Raw genomic sequence first — 19,672 nt, 5'->3', positions numbered from 1 at the left:
TCATAGCCCTGCAATTTTTTTCGACTGCATATAGAGAATGGCGGTCAGCGGGAGTGAAATCAGGATCATCAGCATCGCGTAAGGCGCGGCGGCAACATAGTCAATTTCACTGGTCAGCGCCCAGAATCCGGTGGAGAGCGTGCGCGTGCCCAGCGGAGAGAGCAGCAGCGTGGCGGTCAACTCGTTGCTGACGCCGAGGAAAACCAGCGCGGCCCCCGCCGCCGCACCCGGCGCGGCCAGCCGCATCGTGACGCTCCAGAGCGCCTTCGCGGGCGTGCTGCCCAGGCTGCGCGCCACGTTCTCCAGTTCGACCGGCGCCTGCGCAATCCCCGCCCGCAGGTTGATGAGCGCACGGGGCATAAACATCAGCAGGTAGGCCAGGAACAGGGTAATTTCCGTTTGGTAAATGGGACGAGCGTAATGAATGGTGACGGTGACCAGCGCCAGCGCCGTGACGATGCCCGGCAGCGAGCTGGTGATATAGATGCACCCTTCCAGCATCCGGAAGATGCGGTGCGGATAGCGGATACCGAGCCACGCGATGGGGATCACGCACGCCGTCGTCAGAAGCGCGCCGCCCACGCCGAGCATCAGCGTCTGGCGCAGGGAGTGCCAGAGATCGGCACTCATCCAGTTTTGCACGCCGCCGAGCCAAATCCAGCGACACAGGACAATTAACGGCACGCCCAGCGCCAGCACGATCAGCACGATGAAAAACAGCTGGCCCAGCGCGGCGGCAGCAGGCTTCAGCGGCCAGCGTTTCTGCTCGCGCGCGGCCCCGGCGCCAATGCGCGCGTAGCGTGCTTTTCCGCGCGTCACGCCCTCCAGCATTAATATAGCCAGACAGCATAAGGCCAGCACGCCCGCCAGCATGTTCGCCGCCGGGCCGCTGAAGGTAGACTGGAACTGGTCATAAATTGCCGTGGTGAAGGTATCAAAGCGGATCATCACGTACAGGCCATATTCCGCCAGCAGGTGCAGCGCCACCAGCAGCGCGCCGCCGCAGATAGCGAGCTTAAGCTGGGGAAGCACCACGCGGAAAAAGACCCGCCACGGCGGCGTACCCAGCGAAGCGGCGACATCTTCCAGCGTCGGGTCAAGGCGACGCAGCACCGCCGCAACCGGCATATAGATAAACGGATAGTAGGCAAGAACCGAGAGGAACACGCCCGCGGAGAGCCCGTGCATGGACGGGACAGCGCTCACCCAGGCGTAGCTTTGCACAAACGCGGGGATCGCCAGCGGGGCGACCGCCAGTGCGGACCAGATCCCTCGCCCGGCAAGCTGCGTGCGCTCCGTGAGCCAGGCGATTGCCACGCCCGTCATGATACACAGCGGAACCGCTAAAGCCGTCAGCCACAGCGTGTTGCTGAGCAACTCAGCAACACGCGGGCGAAACACCAGCGCCTTAATGGTTTCCCAGCCGGTCTCAATGCCAATGGCAATGATAAAACCCAAAGGCAGAAGCGCCATCAATGAAAACAATACAGCTAACGCAACCATCGGCAGTGCAGGACGCCTGCGGGCAGGCTCCTGCACTCTGTTTTTTCCGATGTCGAGACTCAGACCAGACATAAGACGTTCACTTCACTCTCAGGATCACAGCAGGCCGGCTTGCGTCATCAGCTCGATAACTTTTTTACTGTTGAGCGTTGAAGGTTCAACTTTCGGCGCATCAAGATCTTTCAGCGGGACCAGTTTCGGGTTTGAGGCCGCGTTCACGCCCACGGCATATTCAAAGGCGTTGTTGGTCCGCAGGCTTTCCTGGCCTTCTTTACCGGTAATGTACTTGATGAAGGCCTGAGCCTGCGCTTTGTGTTTGCTGGACGCCAGCACGCCGCCGCCAGAGAGGCTCACGAACGCGCCCGGATCCTGGTGTTTGAAGTAGTAAAGCTGGGTGTTTTTGCTGTTTTCACCGGTTTTGGACTGATCGACAAAACGGTAGTAGTGATAAATCACGCCGCCATCAATCTGACCGGCATTGACCGCTTTCATCACGGTGCTGTTGCCTTTATAGGCAACGAAATTGGCTTTCATCGCCTTGAGCCATTCCAGCGTGGCCTTTTCGCCTTTCAGCGCCAGCATCGCGCTCACGATGGCCTGGAAATCCGCGCCTGACGGTGATGCCGCCCAGCGCCCTTTCCACTCGGGTTTTGCCAGATCCATCAGCGATTCAGGCAGCTGCTTTTCGTTCAGCTTTTCCGGGTTATACACAAACACCGTGCTGCGGGCCGCGATGCCAATCCAGCGGCCGTGCGCCGGACGATATTCTGCCGGTACCTGCTTCAGGGTGTCTGCATCCAATGGCGCAAACAGGTTGGCATTATCCACCAGCACCATAGAAGGAGAGTTCTCCGTCAGGAACACGTCTGCCGGTGACGCGCTGCCTTCCTGAACCAGCTGGTTACCCAGCTCGCTGTCATCGCCATTACGCAGAGTGACTTTAATGCCGGTTTCTTTGGTAAAACCGTCAACCCACGACTTCACCAGGTTTTCGTGCTGCGCGTTATAAACAACGATACCTTCGTTGTTATCGGCGGCAACCGCTTGTGTGGAAAGGAAAAGGGATGAAGACAACAAGGCAAGCGAGAAGCAGGACAGCAGGCGAGAATTCATGAACATATCCTTTATAGACCAACGGGATTAACGACTCATAGCTTTGTGGGACAGGATTAAAGCATACAACAACGCTAATGATAATTAGTATCAATCGAATTTAGTCGTAAAAGTGTAAAATTTCTTTTTAGCAGATTTTAGAATGATAAAAATCCAAATTTTAATGAGAGATAATTTTTAGATTAAGAAAACCTTAAGCCTGCCTACAGTGAAATTCATTAGCCTTCTATTCATTATGACGCGAAGGTAAATCTGTTATTCATGCGCCCGGAAGATATAAAAGCCCCGATCTTGCGGGGCTTTTTATGCTTATCCGGAGGTCGCTAAATTTATAAGGCGACTAATTTAAAAAGCATCACATAACCGCATGAGGGGCATACATAGGATAGGTGAAGAACAATAAATGCACGCAGTTCAGCCCAAAATGGAATAACGTTGCAACCCAGAGCCTGCCGCTCCACATCCACGCCAGGCCGTAAATAATGCCGGAGAGGCTGGCAAAAATAATCAGTAGTAAACCGCCGCTATAATGCATCAGTCCAAAGATGACTGAGGCAATCAACAGCGCGACAACAGGATGAATAATACGGGACAAGCGTTGCTGCAGGTAGCCTCTGAACAAGGCTTCCTCAGCCAAAGAGACGAAAAAAATATTCGCAAGGGCAAATTGAGCGAACCATTCAGGCGCATGCGGCTCAATTCTAAGTCCGCCCAACGCAACAGCCAGAAGTAACAGCACGGGTATCGCAAGAACCAATATTCCCCAGCCGACCTTGCCCGCTTTATAGAGGGGTTTTGCGACGAATAACGTTGGCATGCACGTAATTAAAAAGAACGGCACCACTGCCTTGTCCATATTAAAGTACATACTGAACGGTATGCTTTGCGGACCAACGACGACTGCATCCAGCACTTTGGGGTTATGAAAACCCGGGATCAGATGCAAAACCAGGGCAACGGCGATGGCCACGCACAGGCCTTCGACCAGATAGGTATATTTATTATTTTTATTTCGTAGCCATTCAACAGCAGACCAGCCAACAACGATTGATGCAATAACCAGCAGCGCCGGGGCGTCAAGAATGCCCTGTTTCCAGCCGAGAAATGCCGTTAATCCCAGCATTAGATAAGCCAGGCTTTTATTAAGGGAGAGTGCGGCAAGCGAAGTTGCGAGTAGATACCACATAAATGTCCTTCTTGACCGGTAAATTTTAGGGGCGATGTCCCAAATATGTCCCACAACGGAAATCAGGAGGATGTGAAAGAGGCGTAACTCTATGAAATGAAATGGCACGCCCTGTAGGATTCGAACCTACGACCTACGGCTTAGAAGGCCGTTGCTCTATCCAACTGAGCTAAGGGCGCACTGATATGCGTGTACTTCGCGGTGGTGAAACGCGAAGAATTATACGGTCAATGGCAGGTGAGTCAATGCCTTTTCCGTTTTCAGGGCCAATTACCGCTAGCCGATTGTAAATACGGCTATTTTCTCAACATTTCGCCCTGTTTCACCGTAAAATTTAGCGCTGCGAAAAGGCTTAGTTGCATTTAAGTAACGCCTGCTGTTTTCCTGACCGTCAGCTCGTCACACTAGAGTCAGGTATCCCGGCCGCCTGGAGGCTGACAGACAACAGGACAATGGAGTGACAGCGCAAAACCTGATCGATACGCCCCCCCGGTTACAGTACATTTCTCAGGACATCGTCGGCATTAAGCTTGAGCCCATCGTCGCCCTTTCCTCCTTGCGCCAGGTTGGCGTGGAGGTCCTTAGCGTTCTGTCCGACACGCGGGACAGCGAGAACTTTTTTTGCGATCGCTCCGCAGAGTGGTCGATAACGCTGCTTGAAGCGCAGCTTGCCGCGTTAAAAAATACGCCGCACGGTCATAATCTTTTTATTAATCTGCCGATAACCGTCCTGACAGAGCCCGCGTCTTTTCAGCGACTTATCCGGTTGCCAGGCATGCCGCTCAATATTGAGATTGTCGACCTCGCGTCCTTTTTGGCGCTTTCCCTCGTAGAGAAGCAGCATGTCGTTCAAAATTTGCGGCAACTTTGCAAACAGGGACACGCTATCTGGCTTGATGACGTGGATGACGTCACAGTGCAGTCGTTTTTATCCTGCCGACTCCCGTTAAGCGGCATCAAAATAGATAAGGAAGCATTCTGGCGTTTACGCGACACCCCTGCGCTGAGGCAACTGGTTTCCCTTTGCTTTCAGCTTGCCGGGAAAGTGCTTATTGAAGGTATTGAGACTGAACGCGATCGTACCTGGGCACTGCAGGCAGGCGCAGACCTCGGCCAGGGATATTACTGGCCGTCCTGGACATGGCCGGAGGATTAAAAAGCCATTTCCAGGAGGGAGACCATGCGAATGACAGTGCGCCGTTACCGGCGGCGGCGTACAGGAAGTGATGCACTGGGATTTACGCGCTCACCTTTTGCTCCCCCCTTTTTCGACCGGCTCGAATTTTTGAGCCAGTCCATCAGCCAGCCCCGCAAAACCGACGCCCCGTTTATCCTTCTGGTGACGGAGGATCACTACCTGCGCACCGGTTTTCTCCACGGGCAGTTTCCCCTGAGCAGCTGCTGCGACTACGCCACGCTGGACGACGCCCTTATCGCTCAGACGCAGTGGCCCTCAGCCCGTCTGGTCGTGGATATTGAAAGCCGATCCACGGGGCTTCTGGAGAAACTGGATCAGTTGAGACGGCATAGCCTGTTTCCTCCGTTCCTGACGCCCTGGCTGTTGGTCCGGGCCGATAATTACGACACCCGCCTCTTCTGCAAAGCGGCAGGTCCCTTTCATGTACTCGAACGTCAGCTGAACGCCGCCGCGCTCCAGCACAGCCTGCAGGATCCCCTCCCTCCGCCGGGAACCGAGAAAGACTGGTTCTCGCGCAACGAATGGCCCATTCTGCAGGAGCTTTCCCGGGGCAAGACATTGCGTCAGATTGCCCTTATGCAGAATCGCCCCTATAGCCGCATTATCTATCGTCTCAGCTGCATCCTGCTGAAGCTGGGGCTAAGCCATCGCCAGGAATTGCTGCATCTTCTTAATAACCTCTCAGACTGCACGTTTTCACTCACGTCCTAACCCCTTATTTCCTAAAGCGGTTTAAGAATTTACTTACCACTTGCGTTGCGAAAATGTTAATTTTTAACAATATAATCGAATTTATAACTATTCCTAATTTATGGACGCGAACCTTGTGAAATGCCACAGATTAGCGGAACGGCAGCACTTTCCTCCATCCGTTAAGCGAATGCAGAAGGCGTTAACAAGATGATAATGATGTAAAAACAAGCAGCTTAGCGACAACTGCCAGGAGTAAAAAGCAAAGCGGGCAGCACGTTCTCCTGTGCACCAGACGCCGTTATCCGGATCGGCGCAAGCACTTTCAGATGAAGGTCAGACGGCCTGCGAGGGCAATTTTTAACCTCACTTTTGCGGGTTCGTCCCTTTCAAAGAGGCGTATTTTTGTTAACAATTAATCAACATACAGAGATATCTGTTATTTTTTGTTATTACATAAAGATGAAAATATGCGGTAAATGAGATAACAGGATATTTCCGCTAAATTTAAAAAAATAGCGATTAAGATCCAGAAGATAATACAAACCAATACCCTCATATTAATTTACAGGGTTTTCGGAAAAAACTTACCCTGTATAATAAGATGCGTATCAAATATGAATAAGAAAAACCTTTTTGCCAACACCAGCCTAATGAGATGACCGCGCTGAGGCATAGTTCTTTTCATTACGTAAACAAGGATGCTTTCGCTCTTTCCAGGGAAATACTACGGTATAGGGATCTGCACATTATATCCTTCCGGCATTTCGAGAGTTTTACCAAACTCTGCATAACGCTTTTAACAATCTGAGGCATTAAAAATGAAACCGGCATCCGTTATCATTATGGACGAACATCCTATCGTCAGAATGTCGATAGAAGTCCTGCTACAGAAAAATAAGAATATCACAGTCAAGCTCAAGTCTGGCGATAGCCATGAAGTCCTTGACTGTATCCGCAATCACCCTATCGATCTGGTGATCCTTGACATTGAACTCACGGGCACGGATGCTTTCGCTTTACTTAAGAGAATCAGAAACTTAAACAAGAACATTAAGGTTCTGTTCCTCTCGTCTAAATCAGAGTTATTTTACGCGGGTCGCGCCATTCGCGCCGGGGCAAATGGCTTCGTCAGTAAACGAAAAGATTTAGGGGAGATCTACAACGCCGTAGAAATGATCCTGATGGGCTATTCCTTTTTCCCGTCGGAAACGCTGAACTTTATAAACCACCTGGGTTCAGGGAAAGGGATGGCAGTAGATATGCCATTATCGAATCGCGAGGTCACGGTATTACGGTATCTGGCGAATGGATTATCCAACAAGGAAATTGCTGAACAGCTACTATTAAGCAACAAGACCATTAGCGCGCACAAATCCAATATTTATTCCAAGCTGGGTGTGCAAAGCATCGTGGAATTAATTGATTACGCTAAAGCCCACGAGCTGCTATAACCTGAATTCACTCCCTGCAGCTTATCTGAGCTGCAGGGAGTGCGGTCAGTGCTAATTATAATTAATCATGAAGGTGGCATCCGCATCAGCCCGTCCGGGCTGAGGGTTATCGGCAGTGGCAATATAATTGGCATAAAATGACAGAATCGCATTTCCCTGCGCATCAACCGAGACCGGCTGGCTGGCCTGCTGAAGCGCCAGCCGCGTTTTATCCGCATCCCTGATCTCAACGGCGACATGGCTTGCAGTACTGGCGTCATTCAGCGCCAGCAGGCCGCTATTACTTCCGTCGGCTTTACCCGAAAATGTAATGGACGCCGCGCCCGGCGGGCAGCCGGTCAGCTTCAGCGTAAACGGCATCGGCTGCGTGCGGCTCCCGGTGGTGCTGAGCTGTTTCGTGGGCCAGGTGCCCAGCGGGACGGCCTTGTCGCTGTCGCTGCCCTCGGCAACGCAGGTAAAATCGACGATATTGCCGTAGAGCCGAATGTTAATCTCGCCCAACGCGGTGTCCGCCTGAGCCTGCGTGCAAAGCGCAAAGAGCGCTACGGTGAGAAAACGGATCCTGTTTCGCATATCGGCTCCTTAGTCGTAATCCACGCGCAAATACCCGCGCGAGGTGAAACGCCCTTCCGCTGGCTTATTGCCCGTCACGCTCACCGGCCAGACCCGGATCCCGACCTGCGCCTGCGCGCTGTCGTCGAGGCGGAACGGAATTTTGCTCGTCAGGTTGTTGGGCGTCAGCGGCGCCCCGCTCTCGTTGGCGATGATGAACCCCACATCCGGGTTATCCGACACCAGCACATTATCAGAGACTTTTTCCGCCTCGACCCGCATCGTCAGCATGGCGTTCGCCTCCACGTTGGTGCATTTGATGGCGATGGTTTTGCTTTGCGATGAGACCCCCTCCGGCTTGTTACCCACGCCCGCCTTGCTGAACAAGGAGGCGCCAATGTCGCCGAAATCAAACTCCACCACGTTACCGGCATTGATGGCGCAGCTTTGCGGCACCTGAATGGTTCCGCTGTAGCTGATGGTATAGACCGGCGTGGTTAACGGATCGGAAGAGGTAGTGGTGACGTAAACGCGGAACATGGTGGCACGCGGGATCACCACCATGTTGATAAAACGCCGGGTCACCTTAAGACGGAAGACCAGGCTGGAGTCCTGAACGCCAAACGGTTTGTTTTTGGAGACGTTAGGATGGCTCCCCATCTGGATATAGCTTTTTGGCGGGTAAAACACGCCAGCATAGCTGTCCGTGATTTTCATCGCCCCGTCCAGATAGTCGTTAAGCTTCAGATACTGATAGCCATCGCTGGTCCCCGTGACCGGATAATCGGTCACATAGCTGCGCTTGGTGGTATTCCCGGTCGTGCCCTTCGGGCAGACGGCATTCACCCCTACCCACTGCGATTTCTCGCTGAGCGTCACGACCTGCCCAATCTGGTTATTCGAGCTGTTGAATTTATCCGTCAGGTCGTAATGCACTTCCGTCGGCACGCCTTTTTCATTGACGCACACGGTCGCTAATGCGTTTGTCGCGGGCAGTAGCGCCAGCAGCGACAAGGCAAAGAGTTGAGTTTTAATCACAGCCGATCCCCTTAAGTGTGATTGCCTGTTGCAGGCTCTGTTCAGACAAGCTGTAAGGTGCGCGACACTGGGACTGCGCCCCGTCGCCCCACTGGATCAGCAGTTCGCCCTCCAGCGGCAGCCCACTCAGGTAAATTTGCCCGTCATCCCCCACCATGCTCGTCACGCCGCTTTTGGTCTCACGCACCACCGCGCCGAACGGCACCAGCTGGTTGCCGCGCGTTACCGTCAGCAGGGCGCGCACGCCAATGCGGGTATCAAAGCTGGCGCGTACCAGCGCGCCTTTGGTCGGCACCACGCTGCTCACGTTGTTTTCGATATCGGTGTTGTTGCTCATGGTGTTGGTATCCAGCGCCACGCGGTTGTAACGATAGACGGTGGCATACGGCATCACCGCGTAGCCTCGCCAGTCGGTTTTCACGCCGGTCTGGTTTTCAATACTGACGCCCGATGCCCCCGGCGCTTTGATCAGCACGTTGGTGTCGCCCAGCGGCTGGCTGAAGGTCACGCCGTCGGCGTGGCCGACCACCCCGCCGGAGAGCTGCCAGTTGAGATCGTGCTGGTCGCGGGAATAGTTGTAGCCAACGCCCAGCGTGCCGTAGGTCGCCTGCCAGTTGGCGCTGGCGCTTCCGCTTGCGCCGTTGGTGCTGGCGTGTCCCTGGGTCACGCTGTAGTTCAGGTTGCGATCCTCCAGCAGCGTTCCGCTGACGCCGGTTTGCCAGCTTGTGTCGCCGTCGCTGTTTCGACTGGCGGATGCCGTAGCGTAGGCGCGGTCAATCGCGCTGTCCCGGCGATAGCCCTGACGGGTAAAGAGGCTGAACGGCACGGAGACGTTAAACGACGCGATCCGATCGGTGCCGTCTATCCCCACGGATTTGTTCCACGACCACGAGACGGAGTAGTTGATCCCCTTCACGCCGCCCGCATAGCCCAGCTGGTACCAGAGGTTCGTCTCGTCTGTTCCCCAGTAGGTCTGCTCGCTACCGGAGATATAGACCGAGCCGTAGTCCCCCAGCGACTGAGAAACGTTGAGCTGGAAGCGGCCTTTTTTATTCCACGTCAGGTTGTGATAGCTCTGCACGTCCGGCACATCGTTATCGTTCTGACTATCGGCATACTGATAGCCCTCCATTGAGCGCCAGGCGACATCGTCGAGGGTGTAAAACCCTTTTGTGGAGTAGCGGTAGCCCAGCAGCTGGAAGTTAGTGCCGAAGCCGTTAAGGGATTTCGCGTAGAGGAAGCGCAGAGACTGCCCTTCGTGCCTGCTGTCGTCCGCGAGCTGGCTGCGGGCGTGGGTGATATCGAGCGAGACCGCGCCCCAGTCGCCCAGGTTTTTCCCGGCCCCGACGGCCACCGCGGTATAGCGTGACGCCAGCTGCGTCCCGCCGTAGAGCGTGTAACCGTTGGCAAGACCGGTAATCAGGGTGCCCTGAGTGAAGAACGGCGTATCCTGATCGCTGTTCCCGCTGCGGTAATCCCCCGCGACGAGGTCATACTTCCAGCGCCCTTCACGCTGCAGGAGCGGCACGGTGGAGTACGGCACGGTATAGCGCTGCTGGGTGCCGTCTTTCTCTTCGACCGTGACTTCCAGGTCACCGCTTGAGGAGGTCGGGTTAAGATCGGTAATGGCAAATGCGCCCGGCTGCACATAGCTTTGATAGATAACGTAGCCGTTCTGGCGAACCATCACTTTGGCGGGCGTACGGGCGATCCCCCGCACGGTCGGCGCGTAGCCCTGCTGGCTGTCCGGGTACATGCTGTCAGACGAGAAGAGCCGCCCACCGCGAAAACCCATGCTGTCGAAGACGTCATTCCCGGTATTGCTGTCGCCCAGCACCAGTTCGCTTTTGAGCGGGATGACGGTGCGCTGCGCCCAGGTGCCAATATTCTGCCACTCGCTGTGCCGCTGCCCGTTATTCTGCGTGTACCGCCATGCGCCGTTGTTACGTAAACGCCAGGCGCCATAGTTCAACCCGCTCTGCAGGTTCAGATAATAGCTGTCGTCTTCGCTTCCCCGGTTACCGGTGAAGCTGTAGTTCACCAGCGCGGCGGGAATGCCTTCATCCCACTGTTCAGGCGGAATGTAGCCCCTGGCGCTGTTTTGCAACGCCACCTGCGGCAGGCTGACGTCCAGACGCTGAGAGGCAAAATTGAATACCGTTTCGCTGCCGGGTATGGCCGTGGTCAACGGAACGCAGGTGTCGCCCTGCACCTTAGCCAGCTCGGGAAACGCCGCGACATTGACGCCAAAGCGATCGAGCATCGCGCGCGTAATGCACGCCGACAAACCGCCCGCCACCGGCGGCGTGTTCTTGGCCTGCTCGAAACGCACGTCCTGGGTACCGATAAACTCATCGTTACGCCAGATATCCACGCGATAAACGCCGGGTGCCTGCTGGTGTCCTTGTTCAAAACGCGACAAATCCGCCACGCTGGCGGTGTCGTCGGACAAGAAGGCCGGGTTGAAATAACTTTCGCTCCAGCCAGCCTGCGGCCAGAGCGCAGCCATCAGCGCCAGTGCAACCGGGCAGTAACGTCTCTGGTGCTTTTTCATCGCCCTGACTCTGCTCACAGGTTGACGCTACGCGCCGGAGTGATGGCACCGTAGTCATTCACGCTCTGCCAGGAAAGCGTACCGCCAGCACCGGCTGGCAGCACCTGCTGAGCCGAGCTTTTCGGCGCAACCATCAGGTTATCCAGCTGCTGCCCGCCCAGCTTCAGGTTGACGAGGGTGATGTAATACGGGGAAGCGTTGCTGACTTTGAGATGGCTGCCCGCGCGCTCAAACCGCAGCTGGGAAAGCGCCTCTTCCGGCTGCATCGCCAGGTTGTTCGGGCGCACAAACAGCTTGATGCGTGAGAGGATCGCCAGCTGCAGCACGTTATTGTTTTCCGTTTTCGCTTTGTTCACCGACGGGATCGCCTTCACGTTCATGTAAAAGAGCGATTCGCGATCGGCAGGCAGCGCTGGCCCGGCGTAAATAATACGCAGCGTATTTTCACTGTTCGGCTCGCTGACAAACAGGGGCGGAGTGACGGCAAAGGTTTTTTCTTTTTGCCCGCTCGCATTTTCGATCCACGCGTTAATTAAATAGCGTTCCTGTTTGTTGCTGTTGGTGATCGCCAGCGACGTTTGCTTCGCCTCTGCGGGATAAATAACGCGCGTGGCCCCCAGCGCAATACCGCCGGAAGCATTTGCGCAGGCAGAAACCATCATCAAAATAAACGATAAAAAAAGTCCTGGTTTAATTAGGGTATTCATCACAACCGTACCTTTAATAATGTGTTCGCAGGTGTTATGGATAAATCAACGTAAACCAGACATCCGACTGAATTTTGCCTGGCTCGAGGTGTTCGGAAATAGCCCGATAGCGGGCGCTAAAATGGAACGCGAGCTCGCGGGTATCGATCGGCAGCCAGCTGACGGCCGTGGCATTTGGGATAATCTGACGCTGCTGTTCGTCAAAAAGCGCCAGCCCCACGCCGCTGCTGACGGGCGTTTCACCCGGCCGCGAGGTCGCCAGAAAGACCTGCGGATCTTCTGCGGGCGTCACGCCCTGAAACTGGATCCCCACGGTGCGCGAAACATCAACGCTGCAGTCCAGCAGCCGCACGGTAAAAGGCACGTTAACCGTGGAAAAACTGCCCACACCGGAAAATGAATTGGTTCGGTACTGCCCCATGTCGATGCGCATATTCTGGCTGTCGGGCGCCACGGCGCAGCCGCCGTTCACCAGTTCACCTCTGAGATGAACCTTGCCACCTTCGATCACCACGGTATGCGCCGATGCCGGGCAAGCCATCGCAAGGGTTAACAGCAGTAGTGTTCCAGTCCTTGTCATCCTTCGTTCCTGGCATTAGCGTATGACGGGCCTCGTCCGTGAGGCCTGAACATCCCTGTGCGGAGGAATTACTCGTATTTCATTACGAAGGTGGCGTCAGCGTTTGCCTGGCCTGGCTCAGTGGTGGCAGCCGTTGATTTGTAACGTGCGGTGAACTTCAGGGTGTTGGTCCCTTCGATCAGCGTCTGCGCAGCAGAGAAGGTCGCGCCGTCTGGGGTCAGAACGCTGGATTTGCTGTCGAGGATCTCGATACCCACGCCTTTTGCGGTGTTGTCGTTGTTACCGGAAGTCACGGCAAGCAGGGTTTTGTCGGTTGGGTCGATCTGACCGGTGAACGCAACAGCGGCAGTTTTGGCAACCAGCGGATCGCAATCATTCAGTTCAATGTTGAATGGAATATTAGAGGTGGTGTCGCCCACTTTGGTAAATTTCGCGGTGCGATACTGACCCAGATTAACGGTCTGCTCGGAAGAATCAGTATTTACTGAACAAGCCGCATTAACCAGCTCACCTTTAAAATGTACGGTACCGCCATTTACGGAAACCGGCGCAGCAGGATCTGCTGCATTTGCGGCACCTGCAACCAGGGCCAAAGTAGCAATAACAGTAGAAGCAATGTTGCTGAGTTTCATGTCTATTCCTTTAAAATGTAAATAACCCTTCCCGCGAATAATCGGGAATAAGAAATACGTTCAATTGATTAATTGAAAGCTTATTTCGGAGGAGACAAAGTAGCTCAGGACGCGTTTTTTAAATATGTCAAAACGCTGCCATTTCGCCAGGTCACATCCTAATCCCGCCTAAGAAATTGACCATCCCTTAAGAAGGGTTTTTGCGTCTCACTGATAAAAACGCGTAAAGGGTGACTGACAGCGACGCTCGCTTCTGACAAAATACACGCCATCCCCCCTTTCAAACGTTACAGACGGAATCTTCTCTCTGATGGCAGCAAAGATTATTGACGGTAAAACGATTGCGCAGCAGGTGCGCTCTGAGGTCGCGGAAAAAGTGAAGGCGCGTAAAGCTGCCGGAAAACGCGCCCCCGGGCTGGCCGTTGTGCTGGTTGGCAGCAACCCGGCATCGCAGATTTATGTCGGCAGCAAGCGCAAAGCGTGTGAAGAGGTGGGCTTCGTCTCCCGCTCTTACGATTTGCCGGAAACCACCAGCGAAGCAGAGCTGCTGGAACTTATTGACACCCTGAATGCCGACAAAGAGATCGACGGTATTCTGGTTCAGCTGCCGCTGCCGGCGGGTATCGACAACGTGAAGGTGCTGGAGCGTATCGCGCCGGATAAAGACGTGGACGGTTTCCATCCGTACAACGTTGGCCGCCTGTGCCAGCGCGCGCCGCGTCTGCGCCCGTGCACGCCGCGCGGCATTGTGACGCTGCTGGAGCGCTATAACATCGACACCTACGGTCTGAACGCCGTGGTTATCGGTGCGTCCAACATCGTGGGCCGCCCGATGAGCATGGAGCTGCTGCTGGCGGGCTGCACCACCACCGTGACCCACCGCTTCACCAAAAACCTGCGTCACCACGTCGAAAACGCCGATCTGCTGATCGTCGCGGTCGGCAAGCCGGGCTTTATTCCGGGCGAGTGGATCAAAGAGGGCGCGATTGTCGTGGACGTAGGGATTAACCGTCTGGAAAACGGCAAAGTGGTCGGCGACGTGGTGTACGAAGATGCCGCCGCGCGCGCGTCTTACATCACCCCCGTACCGGGCGGCGTAGGCCCGATGACCGTAGCAACGCTGATTCAGAACACGCTGCAGGCGTGCGAAGAATATCACGACGTAGAGGACGCGTAAGATGGCGACTTTTTCATTAGGTAAACACCCGCACGTTGAGCTGTGCGACCTGCTGAAGCTGGAAGGCTGGAGCGAAAGCGGCGCGCAGGCGAAAATCGTTATCGCCGACGGGCTGGTAAAAGTCGACGGCGTGGTAGAAACGCGCAAGCGCTGCAAGATTGTCGCGGGTCAGACCGTGAGCTTTGAAGGGCAGAGCGTAACCGTTACGGCCTGAGCCGTTTTATGCCCTTACCCTAACCCTCTCCCACAGGGAGAGGGGATATAAAATCCCCTCACACCCATCGCGGTTATTTATCGATCAACTTCAAATAATCACTATTTCATCTGTTGAAACATGAAAATTCTGTTGCGCGTTTTTCACTCTTTGCCCACGATAAGTAGAACGTTCTACTAAAACGTTATACTTACAATAACAGCGCCAGAAAAGCGCTACTCGGGGGAAATCAGCATGAGTCTGATATCAGGGTTTGTTAAATCGCTGTCTAAGTTATCGATGATTGGTCGCGCCTTGATGCTGCCAATTTCACTGCTTCCCGCTGCGGGCCTGCTGCTGGCCTTCGGCGATAAGTTCCATCTGCCGCTGATGATGAACGCGGGCGGGGTTATCTTTGATAACCTGCCGATGCTGTTTGCCATTGGCTCCGCCGTGGGTCTGGCGTCAGAATCTGGCATCGCGGCGCTGTCTGCGGCGGTGTCGGTGTTTGTCACGAATATCACCATCAGCACCGTGCTGAGCATCACGCCGGAAATGGCCTCCCAGGGTGGGAAATACGCCATGGTGGTCGGCATCCCGACGCTGCAGATGGGCGTCTTCGGCGGCCTGATCTGCGGTATTCTCGCGGCCTGGTGCTATAACCGCTTCCACACCATGCAGCTGCCGGAGTTCCTGGGCTTCTTCTCCGGCAAGCGCTTCGTGGCCATTGCAACGGCGTTTCTGTCGTTCCTGATGGGGCTGCTGCTGCCGTACGTGTGGCAGCATATTCAGGCCGGTATCGACGCGCTCTCCGTGGTGGTGAACGGCGATAATCAGGCGGCGTCGACCTTTATCTTCGGTCTGGTAGAGCGCGCGCTGATCCCGCTCGGCCTGCACCACATCTGGTATCCGTCCTTCTGGTATTCGTTCGGGGATTACACCACCCAGGCTGGACAGGTGATCCACGGCGACCAGACGATCTGGTTCAAGATGCTGGAAGAAGGAGTGAAGTCCTTCAGCAGCGACACCTACCAAAATGCCGGTAAATTCATGCAGGGCGAATTCCCGCTGATGCTGTTCGCGCTGCCCGCCGCGTGCCTGGCGATGTATCACGAAGCCCATACGAAGAATAAGAAAATCGCGGCCGGTATTCTGTTCTCTGCGGCGCTGACCTGCTTCCTGACGGGGATCACCGAACCGGTCGAGTTTACCTTTATCTTTGTGGCGCCGATCCTGTACGTCTTTAACGCCATCATGGCGGGCCTGGCCTACATGACCATGTATCTACTGCATGCGCATATCGCCAAGTCGTTCTCCGCAGGCTTTATCGACTATCTGTCATTCGGGATCCTGCCGTCCTTTAACGGCTACAAGACCAACTTCCTGAATGCGATTATCATCGGCATTCCAATGGGTCTGATTTATTACTTCACGTTCCGCTTTGTGATCCGTCGTTTCGACGTGAAAACGCCGGGCCGCACTGAAGTGACCGCCAACGCGGATGATAAGTCTGATTCAGAACTCGCGACCGAGATCATCACCCTGCTGGGCGGGGCGCACAACATCGACTCCGTCGGCGCCTGTATCACCCGCCTTCGCCTGGAAGTGGCAAAAAGCGAGGTGGTCGATAAGGACGGCCTGAACGGACTGGGTGCGCGCGGCGTGGTCTTCGTCGGCGACAACGGTATTCAGGTGATATTCGGTGCCAGAGCACAGTTTATCGCCCAGACCATGTCCACCATGATCGGCAAATAATAAGATGCCTGAACGACGCGTCTCCTGTAGTCTGGGAGACGCATTGTCGTATCTGACTGATAATCGGTGAATTTCAGGGAGCGGTTTTGAAGAAAGTCAGCATTATTGATGTCGCAAAGCACGCGGGCGTATCGGTCTCAACCGTCTCGCTGGTTTTGCGCCAGAAAGGGAAAATCTCAGAGGCAACGATCGAGAAGGTCAACGCTGCCATCAATACGCTGGGCTATGTTCATAACGTTGCCGCTGCCAATCTCCGCGCCAATACGTCCAATCTGATTGGCCTGATCCTCCGCGACTTTAGCGACAGTTTCTCCATCAAGGTGATGGCGAGCATCGTCCAGGATCTTGAAAAACAGGGGTATATGGTTTTTCTCGGCCAGCCCCAGAACGACCATGACCATCTTGAGCGCTGCCTGCTGTCGTTTAAGCAGCAGGGCGTCGCCGGGGTTATCTATCTGGCCTCGGATACCCGCACCTCCACCCTGCCGGAGCAAATTCGCCGCTGCCCGCTGCCGCTGGTGGTGGTTTCTCAGTCGCTGCTGGATGAAAAATGCAATCTGGTGATGCGCGATAACCGTCAGGCGGCAAACCTGGCGGTGCGTTATCTTATCGAGCGCGGCCATCGCAATATTGCCTACATTGGCGGGCGTGAAGGCTGCCTTATCCGCGAGCAGCGCCTGCTCGGTTTTCGCAGCGCGATGACGCAGAACGGGCTGGTCTGGCGGGATGAATACTCTCCGGCCTGCAGCGATGACACGCTGGCGGCGGGTTTCGCCACCCGCCAGCTGCTGGAAAAAAACAACACCATCACCGCCCTGCTCTGCCACTCTCCGGATGCCATGATCGGCTCCATCTCCGGTATTCATCAGGTTGGACGAACGGTGGGTAAAGATGTGTTTCTGACGCAGCAGGTCGCGCTGGTCGGTTTCGAAGATATGCTCCACGTTAACCTCACCTCGCCGTCCTTTACCTACGTCTCGTCCGCCAGCGAAGAGACCGGGCGCCAGGCTGCCGGGCTGATTATTCGCACGCTGAAGGAGCCGACGCTGCAAACCCAGCGCATTACGCTTTCCGGGCAGCTTATCGCGCGCGAGTCGGCGTAAAAATAAGAATTTGACGCGGGTCTGCTGGTGCGGGATTGCTGCTATATTTCCATGATTTGCCATGGATAATCGCAATGCCTACCGTTATTACACACGCTGCTGTTCCGCTTTGTCTGGGCTTAGGCCTCGGAACCAAAGTGATTCCTCCCCGCCTGCTGTTTGCCGGGATTGTCCTCGCCATGCTGCCGGATGCCGACGTGCTGGCGTTCAAGTTCGGCGTCGCGTACGGCAATGTTTTCGGCCATCGCGGCTTTACCCACTCCCTGCTGTTCGCCTTTGTGGTGCCGATACTCTGCGTGCTGACTGGACGACGGTGGTTCCGGGTCAGCCTGACGCGGTGCTGGCTGTTTTTGACCGTGTCATTGCTTTCGCACAGCCTGCTGGATTCGATTACCACGGGAGGGAAAGGCGTCGGCTGGCTGTGGCCGTGGTCAGATGAACGCTTCTTTGCGCCGTGGCAGGTCATTAAGGTCGCGCCGTTTGCGCTATCGCGCTATACCACGCCGTACGGGCATCAGGTGATCGTGTCAGAACTGCTGTGGGTGTGGCTGCCGGGAGTCGTGCTGATGGGGTTGCTGTGGTGGAGGAAACGTGCGCGCTGATGCCCTCACCCCGGCCCTCTCCCACGGGGAGAGGGAGAAAACCTAACAATTCCCTCTCCCTGCGGGAGAGGGTTAGGGTGAGGGGAAAATTACTTACGGCGCCAGGTGGTGCCCTGCGGGCCATCTTCCAGAATGATACCCATCTCGGTCAGACGGTTGCGCGCCGCATCTGCCGCCGCCCAGTCTTTTGCCTGACGCGCTTCCAGACGCGCTTTGATCAACGCTTCAATTTCAGCCACTTCACCGTCGTCCGCCTGCGCACCGCTCTGCAGGAACGCGTCCGGCTCCTGCTCCAGCAGGCCGAGCACGGAGGAGAGCTTACGCAGATGGGATGCCAGCGCATTCGCCGCGGCCATATCTTCTGACTTCAGGCGGTTCACTTCGCGCGCCATGTCGAACAGCACGGAGTACGCTTCCGGGGTGTTGAAGTCGTCGTTCATCACCTCAACAAAGCGGGCTTCGAACGCTTCGCCGCCTGCAGCAGGAACAGACCTGTCGGTACCGCGCAGCGCGGTATACAGACGCTCCAGCGCAGAGCGCGCCTGTTTCAGGTTCTCTTCGCTGTAGTTCAGCTGGCTGCGATAGTGGCCGGACATCAGGAAGTAGCGCACGGTTTCCGCGTCGTAATACTTCAGCACGTCGCGCACGGTGAAGAAGTTACCCAGCGATTTAGACATCTTCTCGCGGTCAACCATTACCATGCCGGAGTGCATCCAGTAGTTCACGTACTCGCCGCCGTGGGCGCAGGTGGACTGCGCGATTTCGTTTTCGTGGTGCGGGAACATCAGGTCTGAACCGCCGCCGTGGATATCGAAGTGCTTGCCCAGCTGCTTGCAGTTCATCGCGGAACATTCGATGTGCCAGCCCGGACGGCCTTCGCCCCACGGTGATGGCCAGCTTGGCTCGCCCTCTTTGGACATTTTCCACAGCACGAAGTCCATCGGGTTACGCTTCACGTCAACCACGTCAACGCGCGCGCCGGCCTGAAGCTGGTCCAGATCCTGACGGGAAAGCGAACCGTAGGTTGGGTCCGTCGGCACCGAGAACATCACGTCACCGTTGTCCGCAACGTAGGCATGACCGCGTGCGATCAGCTTTTCGGTGATCTCGATGATTTCGTGAATATGGTGGGTCGCGCGCGGCTCGCTGTCCGGGCGCTGAATATTCAGGGCGTCGAAATCTTTGTGCATTTCGACAATCATGCGATCGACCAGCGCAACAAAGCTTTCGCCGTTTTCATTAGCGCGCTTGATGATTTTGTCGTCGATGTCGGTGATATTACGCACGTATTTCAGGGTGTAGCCCAGAAAACGCAGGTAGCGTGACACCACGTCAAAAGCGACAAAGGTACGGCCATGGCCAATGTGACAGAGATCGTAAACCGTAATACCACACACGTACATGCCGACTTCCCCGGCATGGATAGGTTTAAATTCCTCTTTCTGGCGCGTCATTGTATTAAAGATTTTTAACATCGAAGATTCCATGTAAACACGTGTGTGGTTGAAAACCGGCTATTCTACCCGTAATTCAAACCCGAAGCAGCACACAATGCAAGGTGATCGCATCCTGTGGTTATGCTATAACAAGCCCCTATAGATGACCCGAACGCGGGTCGACGTACCACAATAACGG

The 19,672-nt window shown here is 55.3% G+C and carries 18 protein-coding genes and 1 tRNA gene; 8 read left to right on the top strand and 11 right to left on the bottom strand.

Going from position 1 to position 19,672, the window contains the following annotated elements; all coding sequences use genetic code 11:
* The 4 genes from EnteroDNA1_RS19345 to EnteroDNA1_RS19330 form a co-directional block, all read right to left on the bottom strand.
* Positions 1-1,575, bottom strand: coding sequence for an ABC transporter permease (locus EnteroDNA1_RS19345; RefSeq protein ID WP_069303768.1), 1,575 nt, complete (start codon positions 1,573-1,575; stop codon positions 1-3).
* Between the two features lie 24 nt (positions 1,576-1,599).
* The gene (locus tag EnteroDNA1_RS19340) at positions 1,600-2,616 is read right to left on the bottom strand and encodes an iron ABC transporter substrate-binding protein (RefSeq protein WP_039263996.1); all 1,017 of its coding nucleotides are present in this window, start codon (positions 2,614-2,616) and stop codon (positions 1,600-1,602) included.
* Positions 2,617-2,971: 355 nt separating this feature from the next.
* Positions 2,972-3,802 carry a CPBP family intramembrane glutamic endopeptidase gene (locus EnteroDNA1_RS19335; RefSeq protein ID WP_069303767.1) on the bottom strand — a complete coding sequence of 277 codons (831 nt, stop codon included), beginning with the start codon at positions 3,800-3,802 and terminating at the stop codon, positions 2,972-2,974.
* Between the two features lie 102 nt (positions 3,803-3,904).
* Positions 3,905-3,981: transfer RNA gene (locus tag EnteroDNA1_RS19330), tRNA-Arg, on the bottom strand.
* A 278-nt stretch (positions 3,982-4,259) separates the two neighbouring features.
* Between EnteroDNA1_RS19330 and EnteroDNA1_RS19325 the strand changes: the two genes are divergently transcribed.
* From EnteroDNA1_RS19325 to fimZ, 3 genes are all read left to right on the top strand, one after another.
* Complete coding sequence (locus EnteroDNA1_RS19325; RefSeq protein WP_069303766.1) at positions 4,260-4,958, top strand: EAL domain-containing protein; 699 nt, start codon at positions 4,260-4,262, stop codon at positions 4,956-4,958.
* A 24-nt stretch (positions 4,959-4,982) separates the two neighbouring features.
* Positions 4,983-5,711, top strand: coding sequence for a helix-turn-helix transcriptional regulator (locus EnteroDNA1_RS19320; protein ID WP_048975481.1), 729 nt, complete (start codon positions 4,983-4,985; stop codon positions 5,709-5,711).
* Between the two features lie 800 nt (positions 5,712-6,511).
* Entirely contained in the window at positions 6,512-7,144 is a 633-nt protein-coding gene (gene fimZ / locus EnteroDNA1_RS19315; RefSeq protein WP_033144828.1) for a fimbria biosynthesis transcriptional regulator FimZ, read from the top strand.
* 51 nt (positions 7,145-7,195) lie between these two features.
* Here fimZ and sfmF read toward each other — a convergent pair whose 3' ends face one another.
* The 6 genes from sfmF to fimA all read right to left on the bottom strand — a co-directional run bounded on the left by sfmF (position 7,196) and on the right by fimA (position 13,207).
* Entirely contained in the window at positions 7,196-7,717 is a 522-nt protein-coding gene (sfmF, locus tag EnteroDNA1_RS19310) for a fimbria assembly protein (RefSeq protein ID WP_039263992.1), read from the bottom strand.
* 9 nt (positions 7,718-7,726) lie between these two features.
* Positions 7,727-8,734 carry a type 1 fimbria D-mannose specific adhesin FimH gene (gene fimH, locus EnteroDNA1_RS19305; protein WP_033144826.1) on the bottom strand — a complete coding sequence of 336 codons (1,008 nt, stop codon included), beginning with the start codon at positions 8,732-8,734 and terminating at the stop codon, positions 7,727-7,729.
* Positions 8,727-11,288: a fimbrial biogenesis usher protein gene (locus EnteroDNA1_RS19300; protein ID WP_069303765.1), complete on the bottom strand. Its 2,562-nt coding sequence runs from the start codon at positions 11,286-11,288 to the stop codon at positions 8,727-8,729. The genes fimH and EnteroDNA1_RS19300 overlap by 8 nt, the downstream gene beginning before the upstream one ends.
* Before the next feature lie 14 nt (positions 11,289-11,302).
* Positions 11,303-11,995, bottom strand: a complete 693-nt coding sequence (gene fimC / locus EnteroDNA1_RS19295; RefSeq protein WP_032661434.1) for a type 1 fimbria chaperone FimC — start codon at positions 11,993-11,995, stop codon at positions 11,303-11,305.
* Between the two features lie 34 nt (positions 11,996-12,029).
* Positions 12,030-12,575: a type 1 fimbrial protein subunit FimI gene (fimI, locus tag EnteroDNA1_RS19290; protein ID WP_023310642.1), complete on the bottom strand. Its 546-nt coding sequence runs from the start codon at positions 12,573-12,575 to the stop codon at positions 12,030-12,032.
* 68 nt (positions 12,576-12,643) lie between these two features.
* On the bottom strand, positions 12,644-13,207 hold the full coding sequence (gene fimA / locus EnteroDNA1_RS19285) for a type 1 fimbrial major subunit FimA (RefSeq protein WP_023310641.1): 564 nt from the start codon (positions 13,205-13,207) through the stop codon (positions 12,644-12,646).
* 310 nt (positions 13,208-13,517) lie between these two features.
* Between fimA and folD the strand changes: the two genes are divergently transcribed.
* The 5 genes from folD to EnteroDNA1_RS19260 all read left to right on the top strand — a co-directional run bounded on the left by folD (position 13,518) and on the right by EnteroDNA1_RS19260 (position 18,037).
* The gene (gene folD / locus EnteroDNA1_RS19280) at positions 13,518-14,384 is read left to right on the top strand and encodes a bifunctional methylenetetrahydrofolate dehydrogenase/methenyltetrahydrofolate cyclohydrolase FolD (RefSeq protein WP_008499332.1); all 867 of its coding nucleotides are present in this window, start codon (positions 13,518-13,520) and stop codon (positions 14,382-14,384) included.
* Between the two features lies 1 nt (position 14,385).
* The gene (gene ybcJ / locus EnteroDNA1_RS19275) at positions 14,386-14,598 is read left to right on the top strand and encodes a ribosome-associated protein YbcJ (protein WP_023334767.1); all 213 of its coding nucleotides are present in this window, start codon (positions 14,386-14,388) and stop codon (positions 14,596-14,598) included.
* A gap of 234 nt (positions 14,599-14,832) precedes the next feature.
* Positions 14,833-16,332 (top strand): PTS transporter subunit EIIC, encoded by a 1,500-nt coding sequence (locus tag EnteroDNA1_RS19270; RefSeq protein WP_029741054.1) that lies wholly within the window; start codon positions 14,833-14,835, stop codon positions 16,330-16,332.
* A gap of 86 nt (positions 16,333-16,418) precedes the next feature.
* On the top strand, positions 16,419-17,435 hold the full coding sequence (gene malI, locus EnteroDNA1_RS19265; protein WP_023310638.1) for a Mal regulon transcriptional regulator MalI: 1,017 nt from the start codon (positions 16,419-16,421) through the stop codon (positions 17,433-17,435).
* Positions 17,436-17,509: 74 nt separating this feature from the next.
* Positions 17,510-18,037, top strand: coding sequence for a metal-dependent hydrolase (locus tag EnteroDNA1_RS19260; RefSeq protein ID WP_069303764.1), 528 nt, complete (start codon positions 17,510-17,512; stop codon positions 18,035-18,037).
* 89 nt (positions 18,038-18,126) lie between these two features.
* Here EnteroDNA1_RS19260 and cysS read toward each other — a convergent pair whose 3' ends face one another.
* A complete protein-coding gene (gene cysS / locus EnteroDNA1_RS19255) occupies positions 18,127-19,512 on the bottom strand; it encodes a cysteine--tRNA ligase (RefSeq protein WP_047648512.1) in 1,386 nt (461 codons plus the stop codon).
* Positions 19,513-19,672: the final 160 nt, after the last annotated feature.

The sequence above is a fragment of the Enterobacter sp. HK169 genome (genome assembly GCF_001719105.1).
GTDB classification, from domain to species: Bacteria; Pseudomonadota; Gammaproteobacteria; order Enterobacterales; family Enterobacteriaceae; genus Enterobacter; species Enterobacter asburiae_B.
Note: the sequence above shows the minus strand (reverse complement) of the source record. Positions and strands in the feature narration are given on the sequence as shown.

Bases quoted from the DNA above. Each gene is read 5' to 3' on its own strand.
- cysS (WP_047648512.1), bottom strand. From the start codon at position 19,512: ATGTTAAAAATCTTTAATACAATGACGCGCCAGAAAGAGGAATTTAAA.
- EnteroDNA1_RS19300 (WP_069303765.1), bottom strand. From the start codon at position 11,288: ATGAAAAAGCACCAGAGACGTTACTGCCCGGTTGCACTGGCGCTGATG.
- fimI (WP_023310642.1), bottom strand. From the start codon at position 12,575: ATGACAAGGACTGGAACACTACTGCTGTTAACCCTTGCGATGGCTTGC.
- EnteroDNA1_RS19345 (WP_069303768.1), bottom strand. From the start codon at position 1,575: ATGTCTGGTCTGAGTCTCGACATCGGAAAAAACAGAGTGCAGGAGCCT.
- fimZ (WP_033144828.1), top strand. From the start codon at position 6,512: ATGAAACCGGCATCCGTTATCATTATGGACGAACATCCTATCGTCAGA.
- EnteroDNA1_RS19320 (WP_048975481.1), top strand. From the start codon at position 4,983: ATGCGAATGACAGTGCGCCGTTACCGGCGGCGGCGTACAGGAAGTGAT.
- fimA (WP_023310641.1), bottom strand. From the start codon at position 13,207: ATGAAACTCAGCAACATTGCTTCTACTGTTATTGCTACTTTGGCCCTG.
- EnteroDNA1_RS19335 (WP_069303767.1), bottom strand. From the start codon at position 3,802: ATGTGGTATCTACTCGCAACTTCGCTTGCCGCACTCTCCCTTAATAAA.
- EnteroDNA1_RS19340 (WP_039263996.1), bottom strand. From the start codon at position 2,616: ATGAATTCTCGCCTGCTGTCCTGCTTCTCGCTTGCCTTGTTGTCTTCA.
- fimC (WP_032661434.1), bottom strand. From the start codon at position 11,995: ATGAATACCCTAATTAAACCAGGACTTTTTTTATCGTTTATTTTGATG.
- ybcJ (WP_023334767.1), top strand. From the start codon at position 14,386: ATGGCGACTTTTTCATTAGGTAAACACCCGCACGTTGAGCTGTGCGAC.
- sfmF (WP_039263992.1), bottom strand. From the start codon at position 7,717: ATGCGAAACAGGATCCGTTTTCTCACCGTAGCGCTCTTTGCGCTTTGC.
- EnteroDNA1_RS19260 (WP_069303764.1), top strand. From the start codon at position 17,510: ATGCCTACCGTTATTACACACGCTGCTGTTCCGCTTTGTCTGGGCTTA.
- folD (WP_008499332.1), top strand. From the start codon at position 13,518: ATGGCAGCAAAGATTATTGACGGTAAAACGATTGCGCAGCAGGTGCGC.
- EnteroDNA1_RS19270 (WP_029741054.1), top strand. From the start codon at position 14,833: ATGAGTCTGATATCAGGGTTTGTTAAATCGCTGTCTAAGTTATCGATG.